The organism is Flavobacterium sp., from assembly GCF_036405015.1.
Taxonomy (GTDB): Bacteria; Bacteroidota; Bacteroidia; order Flavobacteriales; family Flavobacteriaceae; genus Flavobacterium.
The window spans coordinates 32597-46002 of record NZ_DASWYK010000162.1; the positions used below are offsets into that span (position 1 = coordinate 32597).

General features: G+C 32.6%; 10 protein-coding genes. 8 read left to right on the plus strand and 2 right to left on the minus strand.

The features are described 5' to 3' along the window. Nucleotides 1–13: 13 nt before the first annotated feature. Entirely contained in the window at nucleotides 14–2635 is a 2622-nt protein-coding gene (gene mprF, locus VGE71_RS13125) for a bifunctional lysylphosphatidylglycerol flippase/synthetase MprF (protein ID WP_331138739.1), read from the minus strand. A 188-nt stretch (nucleotides 2636–2823) separates the two neighbouring features. Here mprF and VGE71_RS13130 point away from each other — a divergent pair, with 188 nt between their 5' ends. The 7 genes from VGE71_RS13130 to VGE71_RS13160 all read left to right on the plus strand — a co-directional run bounded on the left by VGE71_RS13130 (nucleotide 2824) and on the right by VGE71_RS13160 (nucleotide 11774). Then, a complete protein-coding gene (locus tag VGE71_RS13130; RefSeq protein ID WP_331138740.1) occupies nucleotides 2824–3501 on the plus strand; it encodes a response regulator transcription factor in 678 nt (225 codons plus the stop codon). Continuing rightward, nucleotides 3494–4759: a HAMP domain-containing sensor histidine kinase gene (locus VGE71_RS13135; RefSeq protein ID WP_331138741.1), complete on the plus strand. Its 1266-nt coding sequence runs from the start codon at nucleotides 3494–3496 to the stop codon at nucleotides 4757–4759. The genes VGE71_RS13130 and VGE71_RS13135 overlap by 8 nt, the downstream gene beginning before the upstream one ends. Nucleotides 4760–4824: 65 nt before the next feature. Then, on the plus strand, nucleotides 4825–7236 hold the full coding sequence (locus VGE71_RS13140) for a TonB-dependent receptor domain-containing protein (protein WP_331138742.1): 2412 nt from the start codon (nucleotides 4825–4827) through the stop codon (nucleotides 7234–7236). A gap of 111 nt (nucleotides 7237–7347) precedes the next feature. Then, nucleotides 7348–8109, plus strand: a complete 762-nt coding sequence (locus tag VGE71_RS13145; RefSeq protein WP_331138743.1) for a phosphatase PAP2 family protein — start codon at nucleotides 7348–7350, stop codon at nucleotides 8107–8109. A 27-nt stretch (nucleotides 8110–8136) separates the two neighbouring features. Further along, the gene (locus VGE71_RS13150) at nucleotides 8137–8448 is read left to right on the plus strand and encodes a helix-turn-helix transcriptional regulator (RefSeq protein ID WP_331138744.1); all 312 of its coding nucleotides are present in this window, start codon (nucleotides 8137–8139) and stop codon (nucleotides 8446–8448) included. 187 nt (nucleotides 8449–8635) lie between these two features. Beyond that, nucleotides 8636–11017: a TonB-dependent receptor gene (locus VGE71_RS13155; protein WP_331138745.1), complete on the plus strand. Its 2382-nt coding sequence runs from the start codon at nucleotides 8636–8638 to the stop codon at nucleotides 11015–11017. A 13-nt stretch (nucleotides 11018–11030) separates the two neighbouring features. After that, nucleotides 11031–11774, plus strand: a complete 744-nt coding sequence (locus VGE71_RS13160) for a hypothetical protein (RefSeq protein WP_331138746.1) — start codon at nucleotides 11031–11033, stop codon at nucleotides 11772–11774. Between the two features lie 47 nt (nucleotides 11775–11821). Here VGE71_RS13160 and VGE71_RS13165 read toward each other — a convergent pair whose 3' ends face one another. Next, entirely contained in the window at nucleotides 11822–12238 is a 417-nt protein-coding gene (locus VGE71_RS13165; RefSeq protein WP_331138747.1) for an EamA family transporter, read from the minus strand. A 271-nt stretch (nucleotides 12239–12509) separates the two neighbouring features. Between VGE71_RS13165 and VGE71_RS13170 the strand changes: the two genes are divergently transcribed. Continuing rightward, a complete protein-coding gene (locus tag VGE71_RS13170) occupies nucleotides 12510–13337 on the plus strand; it encodes a phosphatase PAP2 family protein (protein ID WP_331138748.1) in 828 nt (275 codons plus the stop codon). The last annotated feature ends 69 nt before the right edge of the window (nucleotides 13338–13406 follow it).

Consider the following 13406-nt stretch of genomic DNA (forward strand, 5'->3'; position numbering starts at 1 on the left):
ATTTTATTGATTATTACGGTTTGACTACTTTGTTTAAAACTAAAGGTGCCTGCAATAAATCATAATCATGAGAATACACTAAATATTTATTGTACCACACTGGAGAGAATTTTTCTTTATAATCTCTTAATCCTTTGTAATGAGAAAAATATTTAATTCTTTCATAAGCAAACTTCATCGACTTTTCTGGAAAAGTATTTGCTTCTTCAAGACCACTCATTGCTGCTAATCCGAGATTTACAGCGTTACATTCCTGAGATTTCAAATACGTGAATAATTCAATCAAAATAAAATCGATAATACCATTTGGTGCATCATCTGTTTTACGAATTAAATCGTATGTGCCTTCATTTTTGGCATAATCGGGAATGACATTTAAAAAAGCCACAATTTTTTCTTCAGGATTTTCGACTGTTATAATGGTTTGCTGTTTTAATTCTTCCCATTCAAATTTACCTTGCGAAAAAACGAGTTCACTTCTTTCGGTACTATTCAGCCATTCATCGCTAACCGCTTTTATTTTCTGCAAAAGACCATCTTTTACAGGTGCATTATGAATAGTGGTTTTAAAACCTTTTACTTTATTTATGGCATTACGAAGTGTTTTCTTAGCACTTCCTTCTAAAGTAAATGCAGCTAAATCGACAACTCCCTCCTGTCCTATAAACAAACTTTTCTTTTTTAGAGCAGTAAATACATCCAGATTTTCTTCGGGAACACGATAGTAAATACTTCTTAATCCGTTGTTATAGCAGTATTTGTCAAATTCGACAATACATTGTTTCATTTCTTCGACCGATGCTGCTACTGGATTTTCAAGAACAACAGCAAAATTATCAGCAGTGCGATAGGCTAAAAAGGCTTTTTTGTTTTCGGCAATAAAAATGGTTTTGTCATCATAGGTTTTAAAATAATCTAAAGCAGAAGATCCATATTGTTTGAGAATGGTATTGGCTAAAGCGAAATCATCTTCAACTGCTTCTTTTTTAATAGTATAAGGACGAATTAAAGCATAAACCAAAAATCCTAAAGATAAAAAACCACAAATGTTGATAGAGAGTAAAAAACGTCTTGCGAAACGATCCAGCGGAACCAAATCGGAACTCCCTATTAAAAAGTAATTCTGTAATCCATATTTTATAGATTGAAGCCAGTCAAAATCGATATTAAAATGCTTTTTGTCCAACAAGTAAAAACCTAAAATACTGTAGATTAAAACCGTAGCAATGCTTACAAAAACGGTTTTTAAACCTAAACTCTGCAAATGCGAATTGCTTTTGATGTAATATTCTTTTCTGGTTGCTATTAAACTAATCAAAACAATAAGGGCAATTATGGCTTCTTCGTAATCTATAGCTTTGGTCAGATTTCCTATCACCGAAATACCCGTGAGGAAAATCGCAAACCACCAGGCAGTACGCAATCCTTTGAGCATAAAAGCGGCATTAATGAGCATAAACAATCCAGCAGTTATCACAAAATAATTCGAAACTTTGATTGCCGAAATTGGAATTACATTTTCTAAAACATGCAGACGTTCTGAAATGGCAGGAGTTAAAACCGAAATAATATTAATCAATCCTAAAGTAAAAAGTAGAAAAGAAGGCACTACTCGCATTAATAATTTATTGGCACTAAATAGAAACAGTGATGTTCCAACTAAAAGCGGAATCCAAAATTCGAAAAAACGATACAGAAAAGTAACGGCTATAGCATTGACATTTGTAAAACCAAACTTCACCAATATAAAACTCATTGATATTTCGATAGCACCCAATCCGCGGAGGAAAGGAGAGACAATTAAAAATATTACGGAAACAATATATCCTATTATAGCCGCAGTTAAAGAAGGCGTAAATCCTAAGGCGGTCATAGCGACATACAAATGTGCGATGCCAACAAACTCAATAAGAACAGAGTAAAAAACAACATGAAAGAACTTGTTTCTATCAATTTTATTACTTCTCAAATCATCCATAAATACTTCTGCCGAAGGAAAAAACTTTACAATAAAACGATACATTGACCCTTTCTTTAAAACAGAAATATAAATAAAATACAAAAGCATGCTTAATCCTACAACTGCTGCAAAAGCATACCATTCTCCTGATCCGGTAGTTCCCTCCAAGAAAGAATACAATAAAGCTGGAATGGCAACAATGATAACAGAAAGAATTCCGACAAAGCCGTATACGATTGAGGCAAAATGAATCTGAGTCGGTTTAACTCCTTTTTTCTCTATAGGTTTGGTAAAAAATGCCAAAGAAGAAATGCCTCCCGCTGGAAGAAAAACACTGATAAAATTTCGCTTAAGAAATAAAACTACTGCATCTGTAAATGAAATTTCGCTTTGAACTGCTTTAAACGAAGCATAATACATTAATGCCTGAAGCACAATGTAAAAGGCAGCCAATGCAACCCCGCATAAAACCCAAAAACTGCTGGCATCTGCGATTACATTTTTGACTTCTTCTAATTCTGAATTTTCGTGTTTGATAAACCAAATTCCGATTCCAATAAAAAAGATGGTAAAGATAAACTGTCTGATAATTTTATCATTTTCACGTAGAAATGAAATTCCTTTTCTTCCTTTAAAATGATTTAAAAACGTATTAAAAACTGGCAGTACTTTCATACACAGAAGAAATAATTTATTTGTAAAAATCAAATTATGTCTACTAAATGTACGATAATAATTTATTATTTTGGACTTTTTATACACCTTAATAAAATCGTAATCCTGTAAATATTTTTTCCTAATTTTAGTCAATCCAAAAACAGCCCATTCAGATTTTCTTCAAAATTGAAAATAACATTTGCAGCATGAAGATTTTAATTATAGAAGACGAAAAAGAAATTGCTCAAAGTATTAAAGATTACTTTAATAGCAATAGCATACAATGTGAAACGGCTCATACCTACAATCTAGCTCTCAATAAAATTGAAAATTATGATTACGATTGTATCCTTTTAGATTTAATGCTGCCAGATGGTGATGGTTTTGAAATATTAAAAGAATTAAAAAATAAAAATAAGACTGAGGGTGTCATTATTATTTCGGCAAAAGAAACTCTTGAAACCAGAATAGAAGGCTTTAATCTTGGTGCAGATGATTATCTAACGAAACCTTTTCATCTTTCTGAACTTCTTGTACGAATGCAGGCTCTTATACGCCGTAAAAACTTTAACGGAAATAACAGTGTTGTTTTTAACGAAATCACGATTGATATTTTCTCCAAAACTGTTACTGTAAAAGATCAAAAACTCGATTTAACCAAAAAAGAAATTGATTTACTGCTGTTCCTTATTGGTAACAAAGAAAGAGTCTTGTCAAAATCGGCTATTGCAGAACATCTTTCTGGCGATATGGCCGATATGTTGGATAATCACGATTTTATTTATGCTCATATCAAAAATTTAAAAAAGAAACTCAATCAGGCTGATGCTGGCGATTATATAAAAACGGTTTACGGACTTGGATACAGATGGGAAGATGAATAAAAAAAAATTACTTCAAAAAAGCACAGAAAGCTTTCTGATTTTTTCTGTTATCATTCTTATGATAGCGGCACCTGTATTTTATTTCATCAGTCAATGGCTTTATATTTATGAAACCGAAGAAGTTCTTTTAATGCATAAAGGTGCTTTTGTAAAAGAAAGTCATTCTAATTTCACAGAAAATGATATTAAACTCTGGAATAAGTACAATCGTGACGTTGTAATTGTTCCTGATATGGGGGTAAAAAAAGACAGCATCGTAGGTGTCATTATGTATGATGATATAGCAGAAGCTGATGAACCTTTTCGAATCCTTTACGCCCCAGTTACTATTAATGGTAAAAAATATACTTATACAGAAAGAATCAATCTTCTTGAAATGGAAGGAATGGTTTTTAGTGTAGCTGCAATGTTTTTATTAATCATCATCATGCTTCTTGTTGGTATTATATGGCTTTCAAAAATTACATCCGCCAAATTATGGAAACCTTTTTATAATACTTTAAATCAGATTCATGACTTTGAAATTGATAAAAATAAAGCACCGAATTTTCCTCCAACCAAAATAGACGAATTTGACCGTTTAAATAAAAGTCTTGAACTTTTAATTGAAAAAAACACCGCTATTTACAAAAGTCAGAGAGAGTTTATTGAAAATGCCGCACACGAGCTTCAAACTCCTCTTGCTCTTTTTCAGACTAAAATAGAAACTTTATCACAGCTTGATCTTAATAAAGACCAGTCAAATCTTGTTGGTTCGATTTCGAACGATGTTTCCAGACTCAACAGACTTAATAAAAATTTGTTGCTTCTTTCTAAAATTGACAATGAAATTTATCTAGAAAAAAGCCCGATTACCATCAATAGTTATATCGAAAAACATCTTGACTTTTTTACAGAACAAGCCGATTATAAAGACATTACTATTACAATCGATTTTAGAACCACTTTAGACATCAATGCTAATCCTGCTCTGACCGAAGTTCTAATTAACAACCTGTTTCTTAATGCAATTCGTCATAACGAAAAAGGCGGTCAGATCGTGGTAGTTGCACTCAAAAACGAACTTATTTTTCAAAATACTGGTGTTAAAACTTCCCTTGATACCAAAAAACTTTTTAATCGATTTTCAAAAAACAATCCTTCTTCTCAAGGCAGTGGTCTGGGACTTGCGATAGTTAAAAAAATCACAGAGGTTAATAATTGGAAGATCAATTATACTTTTAAAAATGATCTTCACATTTTTAGCGTAAGGTTTTAGTCAATTCAGAATTTCTGCAAAATCACTTTTAATCTTTGTACTGTAATATTTTATAATCCAGTATAATGAAATTAAAAATGATTTTGCTGTTTTCATTTCTATTAATGAAAGTTTGCAGCGTTACCGCCCAAAACCATAATGCATCAGTTTCAGGTCTTATAAAAGATCATGTATCTAAAGAACCTGTTCCTTTTGCCAATATTGTAATTAAAAATGCCACTGATCAAAAATTTATAGCAGGTACCGTAACTAGTGAAGACGGACGTTTTACTATTCCAAATATAACCTCAGGAAATTATCTGCTTGAAATTACTTCTATAGGTTTTAAAACCAAAACACAGAAATTATTTGTCGGAAGTCTTTCTGATTATCTTGATCTAAATACTATTGAAATTGAGCAGGATATCAATAACCTGACTGAAGTTGTTGTTACTGCAAAATCCTCTAATTCAGGAACTCAAATAGATAAAAAAGTCTTTTCTGTTGCAGACAATATTGCACAAAGCGGAGGATCTGTTCTTCAATCTATGCAGAGTCTTCCTGGAATTACAACCAATGAAGGAAAAATTCAGCTGAGAGGAAATGATAAGGTTATGATTTTAATTGATGGAAAACAAACTGCGCTTACTGGTTTTGGAAATCAATCTGGTCTCGATAATATTCCTGCTTCTGCTATTGAAAGAATTGAAATTATCAATAATCCGTCTTCCAAATTTGATGCAAACGGAAATGCAGGAATCATCAATATCATTTACAAGAAAAACAAACAGGAAGGTTTTAATGGTAAAATCGGAATCAGCTCTGGATATGGTGCTTTATGGGAAAGAAAAACAAATCTTCCTTCGGTACGTCCTCAGTACCAAATGACTCCAAAAATAAATCCGTCATTATCCTTAAACTATCGCAAAGAAAAAATAAATGCTTATCTGCAGGCAGATTATTTGTATACAGAAACACTTAATAAAAATGAATTTGTAACACGTACTTATGATGATGGAAGTGTGGTTAATCAGCAGACGGTTAGAAATCGAAACACTCACTTTACCACTCTTAAAACGGGTATCGACTGGAATTACAACGAGAACAATACTTTTGCATTTTCTGGACTTTTTGGAAGTGAAAAAATTATTGATAATGGAGATGAACCTTTCTTTAATCAAGATTATTCACAACGTCTTCGTTTGTGGCAATTTTTAGAAGATGAGCTCAAAACAACTGTTATGGCGAGTGCTTCTTACGAACATAAATTTAAAGAAGCAGGACGTAAATTAACCGCAGGTATTAATTATACCTATCACAGAGAAGACGAACAATATTTCTTCACCAATATAATGCCTGATTTTACTGGAAAAGATGCCTTTAAACTTCTTTCAGATGAAAAGGTTTTGGATTTGAATGTGGATTATGTTCGTCCATTAAAATACGGACGTTTTGAGACAGGTTTCAAACTTCGAAACAGAGAAATTCCAACCAATATGCAGTTTTTTCCTGGTGAAAATTCTCCTATTGATGCCAATGCAGGCGGATGGGCAACGTACAAAGAAATTATTCCTGCCCTCTACTCCAACTATATTTATGAAACGGATAAAATTGAAGCAGAAATTGGACTTCGTTTAGAATACGTAAAATTAAATTACGATGTTAATCCTAATCATCCAACGTATAAAAGTGATGGCTATAATTATACAGAACCTTTTCCGAGCGTACGTTTTGGTTATAAGATAAATGAACAAAATAAAATTACAGCATTTTACAATCGCAGGGTTGACAGACCGAATGAAGTTGATATTCGTATTTTTCCTAAATATGATGATGCAGAGATTATCAAAGTCGGTAACCCTGCTTTACGACCACAATTTACCAGCGCATTTGAATTGGGATATAAAAAAACAATCGAAAAAGGAAGCTTGACCGCTTCTCTATACTATAGAATTATCAACGGAACTATAACGAGAATTGCTACAACAGTTCCCGGAAGTACTTTGATTTACAATGTTTTTCAAAATGCTGACAAAAGTTCTTCGGCTGGTATTGAGGCTATTTATGCACAAGAACTAAACTCTTGGTATTCTTTTAATTTGAATGGAAATATCTATCAAAATACCATTGATGCTTTTTCGGTTACCAATTTATATCCGCAGCCAAGTACTTATTTTGGAGAACGCCAGCAGATAGTTTCAGGAAATCTAAAATGGAACAATACTTTGCAATTCGATAAAACATTAAAAGGTCAAATTTCCATGATTTATTTAGCACCGGATATTATTCCGCAAGGAAAAATCAATTCCAGATTTTCAGTAGATATAGGTCTTAAAAAAACAGTTCAAAAAGGAAAAGGAGAAGTCTTTTTAAATGCCTCTGATATTTTCAATACGCTGGTAATTAAAAGAGAAATTCAGGGAATGGGATTTTCATACAACAGTCGAGATTACTATGAAACACAGATTATTCGCTTTGGATACAGTTATAAATTCTAACATTTTTTAAAAATTCAGATTTAATTCAAAATTGGTTGTGAATTTCGTTGCGTAATATTTAAGCATTTTACTTATCGAAGAAAATTACTTTATTTTTTAACGCTAATTCACATGAAAATCTTTAGAGTAATTTTCGTATTATTTTTTAGTAATGCGCTTTTAAATGCGCAGAACACAGTTAACGATAGTATTGTTAAAGCGGATACTATCACGAATTTAAAATTCAACTATAAGCAGTTGATAATTCCCACTGTCCTAATTGGTTATGGAGTTATTGGTTTGGAAAGCGACCAGCTAAAAAGCTATAATTCTAATATTAGAGAGGAAGTTCAGGAAGACATTGATCATAAAATTACGATTGATGATTTTTCGCAATATGCTCCAGCTGCTTCTGTATATGCTTTGAATGCAATGGGTATTAAAGGAAAAAATAATTTAAAAGACAGATCGATCATTCTCGCAAGTTCTTATTTAATGATGAGTGCTACTGTTTTTGCTTTAAAAAGCATCACAAAAGTAGAAAGACCAGATGGAACGAGTAACAATTCTTTTCCTTCTGGACATACGGCAAATGCATTTGCAGGAGCAGAATTTTTATATCAGGAATATAAAGATCAGTCTATCTGGTATGGTATCAGCGGTTATGTTGTGGCTACAGGAACAGGATTATTCAGAATGTACAATAACAGACATTGGCTAACAGATGTTGTCGCTGGAGCTGGAATTGGAATTCTGAGCACTAAAGCGGCATATTGGTTATATCCTTATGTGAAAAACAAAATATTTCCATCAAAAGAAAACAAAGTTTCTTCGATGATAACTCCTTTTTATAATGGAAAACAGGCTGGATGTGGCCTTGTAATGCAGTTTTAAATGGTAAAAAAAACAAAACTTCAGGAAATGCGCTTAAAGCGACAGATCAAACAAGATGTAATGGCTGTACTTGTAGACATGAAACAAGGAACTTACAGCCGTAAAGAACGTGGTCTTACGAGCATTACTGATTCTGAATGGGACAGGATAGCGTTGGTTTTAGGAGTCAGTAAAGAAGAAATATATGAAAACGATAAGCGTGTAAGCCTTCCATCTGGTAAATACGGTCAGCCTAATACGTTTACACCTTTGGAAATGCTGGAGAAAATAAATGCTCTTGAAAAGGAAAATAAAGAATTAAAGGAAGAAATTAGAAGATTGAAAAGTCTCAACAAATAGTAAAATCTCCTTTTTTAAGAAAAGCCTGCTTATTTGAAATAAGCAGGTTTTTTTTTACATACTGACTATCAAATATTTAATCATCCGATATTAATAAATCGTAATCTTAAGCCATTATTAAGACTAAATCTAAATAATGAGTTTTATATTTGTGGCTCATTTTAAAACTCCATAAATACATTATTTTATGCCAAAATTTTACATGTGTTTAGTAGCATTTCTGCTAGTAAACATAACTGCCGTTCATGCTCAATCTACGGGCTCAATTACTGGTCAGATCAAACTTGTTGATGGGAGGCCTTTTGCCTCAGCTTCTGTTTCTATAATAGAATTAAAAAAATCAACACTTACTGATGAAGAAGGTAAATACAACTTTAAAAATCTGCCTGCGTCAACCTATCACATTTTAATTCAGGTTTTAGGAGCGCCGGAGCAAATTATTGAAACTTCAGTAATTTCAGGTCAAATTACCACTGCCGATTTCCAAATGCCAGAAGAAAATGTAATGGCACTTCAAGAAGTTACAGTTTCTGGAAATGTCAACAGATTTTCTAAAAAAGAAAGTAAATATGTTGCTCGTTTACCCTTGAAAAATTTGGAAAACCCACAGGTTTATAATACAGTTCCAAAAGAAGTTATTATTGAACAATCTGCTATCGATCTTGGGAGTGTTTCTAAAAATGTTCCTGGAGCCGGAATTCCAATGATTGCCAATCAAGGAAGAGTGACGTTTCGTTCACGTGGTTTCGAAACAGAACCTAATGCCCGAAATGGAGTTGCAGGAGCTGCCTTCTCCTCTATTGATCCTGTAAACTTGGAACGCGTTGAAGCGATAAAAGGACCTTCGGCTACTTTGTTTGGAGCAAGTGTTGCCAGCAGTTATGGTGGAGTTTACAACCGTGTAACGAAAAAACCATACAATGATTTTGGTGGAGAAATAGCTTACTTTGGTGGAAGTTATAACTTTAATCGTTTGACTGCCGATGTGAATACACCTGTAAATGAAGACAAAACAGCTTTATTTCGTTTAAATGCAGCTACAACCAATCAGAAAAGTTTTCAGGATTTAGGTTTTACTAAGAACATTAGTATTGCTCCTAGTTTTTCATACCAAATTACAGACAGACTTTCTATTCTTTTAGATGTTGAATTTGGTCAAGAAAAAGGAACTTCTGTAGTTCGTTTTAATCCATTTAACAGAAGTAATAAAACACAATCAATTGTCGATATTGCTTTTCCTTACAAAAGAACTTTCATGAGTAATGATTTGGTTTACAATACTCAAATGCTAAACATCTTCGGACAAATTAATTATAAAATATCTGAAGAATGGACATCTCAAACTATTATCTCAAGAGCGCGTTCTACTATTGATGGTTATATTACTGCAATAAACGGTTTAAGTGATACAACAGCGAGAGTACAAGTTATTACAGGAAACACCAACTTTATTGCGACTGATATTCAGCAGAATTTTATTGGTGATTTTAAAATTGGAAAGTTCAGAAACAGAATGGTCGCTGGTTTAGATTACTATAATAATTATAATGATTTTGACAGACTTACCATCAATTCGCCAACATTTGATTTTATAAATCCGCCTGCAAATTCTGGTGCTAACAAACAAATGATTGATAATTTGGCTGAGTCTGGAAGCGGTACTTTACGTAAAGAAAAAAACAGAGATAATACTTATGCAGTTTATGTTTCAGATGTTTTCAATATTACAGACCGACTTTCGACTATGTTGAGTCTTCGTGTGGATCGTTACGAATATCTTGGTGTTTACAATATTGCAACTGGTGTAACAGCTGGTGGACTTGGTGCTAACGGAACTTCTGCTGGACCATACAATCAGACTTCTCTTTCTCAAAAATTAGGAGCAGTTTACGAAATAAGTAAAGATCATTTATCGGTATTTACCAATTATATGAATGGTTTCTTAATCAAAAGCGGACAGGCATTAGACGGAACTGCATTCAAACCTGAACATGCTAATCAGTTAGAATTTGGTGTAAAAGGTGATGTTTTTGATCATCGTTTAGTGGGTACAATTAGTGTTTACGACATTCGTGTAGCAAATTCATTAAGACAAGATCCAGCAGATACAAACTACTCTATTCAAGATGGAACACAGCGAAGTAAAGGTTTTGAAGCTGAATTTACTGCAAATCCATTTTCTGGTTTTAACGTAATTGCAGGTTATGCTTACAATGACAGCGAATATACCAAAGCAGATGCAACGGTAAACGGACTTCGTCCTGCGCTTTCTGGTCCTGCAAATACCGTAAATTTATGGTTGAGTTATAGAATTCCTGAAGGTAAATTTCAAGGTCTAGGTGCTGGTTTTGGTGCTAACTACGGAAGTATGTCTTATGTAATCAATACGCAAACTACTAAAGTAACTATTCCAGAATACACACTTTTAGATGCTTCTTTATACTATGATCAGCCAAAATACAGAATTAGTGTGAAGGTCAATAACCTAACAAGTGAAAAAGCATGGAACGTAAGATTGACTCCACAAATGCCTGCTCAATTTATTGGTAGTTTTGCTTTAAAATTCTAAAAATTCAATACAAGTGAATCAATCAAATAAATCCAAATACTTATTCTATACTTTCTGTTTATTTTTCTTAACCATTTCTACCTCGTCTTTTGCTGCAGCTTATTGGATTGATGTAAAAGGTTCTGGCAAAGTAAACGAAAAGGTAAAAATTGAATTGTGTTACGGCAGTATGGATGAATTTGGAATAAGACATCGCGATACGGGTAAAGAATTAGATCTAGCTGGTGACTTTCAAATACGAATTATTGATTCTAAAGGTTCCGAACAAATTCTTGTACTTACCAAACAAAATGACTGCTGGCTGGGAATTTTTATTCCGTCTAGCGAAGGAAGTTATCGTATTATTGGAATTAATGACAAACATCCTGTTGTAGATCGTTCTGCTACAGGTGGGAAAAATGTACTACCAATTGATTATATTTCAGCAGTATATAATGTTGATCAAATAACTCAGATTGTAGAAAAGCCTGTTCAAATGCTGGATTTAATTCTTAATAAAGAAGGCAAAAAAGTAACTCTTAAGGCGTTTTTTCAAAATAAACCATCAAAAGAAGGCACAAAAATTCGCATTTTTAATCCTGAAAACTGGGAAAAAGAAGTAATTCTGAACAAAAATGGAGAAGCTGTCTTTTACACTACCATGAAAGGCTTGTATATAATCCGACAAGATTATAATGAACCCAAATCGGGTGTGTACAAAGACGTAAATTATAGCGCTATAAGACATCGCTGTAATTATTTTCTATTAGAAAACTAATAAACTAAAAAGCCAAATCTTTGTATAGAAAGATTTGGCTTTTTTAATTAACTATAGATCATTACAACTGTACCAGAGATAATAAGTACCATTCCTAAGATTCCAAGCGGACTTATTCTTTCATGCAGAAACAAAACCGATAATATTACTGTAATCGCAACGCTGATTTTATCTACTGGTGCAACCTGAGAAACTTTTCCGGTTTGTAAGGCCTTAAAATAAAAAATCCAAGAGAGACCAGTTGCGATTCCTGAAAAACAAAGAAAAATAAGGTTTTCTTTTGTTAGGGAAAAAATACTCTTTGTTCCTCCTCTAAAAAAGGCTATTCCCCAAGCCAGAATCAAAATAATTACTGTTCGAATTGCTGTAGCCAAATCAGTATCTACATTCTTAATTCCCATTTTAGCGAAAATAGCAGTCAAAGCTGCAAAAAAAGCTGAAAGTAATGCAAATATCCACCACATAATTTTATTGTATTAAAGATTAAAAGGATCTTATTCCAAAGCAAATATGGAACGTAAATCTGAAGAAATTCTATGCTATTTACCCAAAACAATTCTTCAAAAAACAGACAAATTTATCTTAAAAAATGACGTATATGAAATTTAGATTAAAGCTGCATTAAATAAAAATTAATCTCAAAAAAAATCAGAATTTATTCAAAATTGGATTATAACCTTCCTTCATTATTTTTTGAAAATACCAGATGTTAAACAAAACTGTAAACAAAAACAAATGAATTCGAGTGTTATAAACAATTATTCAAAACTGAAATTATCGTCATTTTATCCGCCGCTTATTTTCCTCTTTTTAATTGTATGCTTTCTTTATAAAGAAAATGCACTTCATGCAGATTCTTATATAAAAATCCAAAAGGAAGCTTTCTTTTTTATAAATTCTAAATTAGCGCAATATCCTAAAATTCAATACAATCTCACACAAACAGGAAATGCACTGATTCCTTTTTCGTTACTCAGTATACTGATTATTTATGCTCCAAAAATATGGGAATCTCTGCTATCGGCATCTATTATTTCTCTTGTATTTTGTAATGTCCTTAAAAGCTTTTTTGGTGTACCAAGACCTGCTGCTGTTTTTGAAAACAATAGCTTTTTCATTATTGGAAAAACAGTTTGTGGGAACAACAGTCTGCCTTCAGGGCATTCGATAACTATTTTTACAACCTTGACTGTTTTATTGTTCGGATTTATGCCTTTAGAAATGAAAAGCAAAATACTCTGGTCTGCTTTATTTATCATCACAGGATTGATTCTCATCTTTACAAGAGTTGCCGTTGGAGCTCATTATCCTATTGATGTAATTGTCGGAGGAATTATTGGCTATTTTTCAGGATTGCTGGGCATTTTTATAAGTAGAAAATACAATATCTGGCAGTGGATCAACAATAAAAAATATTATCCCGTTTTTATTCTAGGCTTTTTAGCTTGCGCCAGTTGTCTTGTAACTAAAATAATCGATGAAAACCTAACCATATATTATATATCTTTAATCGCCTTAATTATTTCTCTTTATGAAATTACTACAGTATATATCAAAAGGTAATTTAAAAACAGCTCATTTTGCGCTAGTAATGAGTTTCTTAAATTTTTTATTTTTCCATTATCCTTTCTT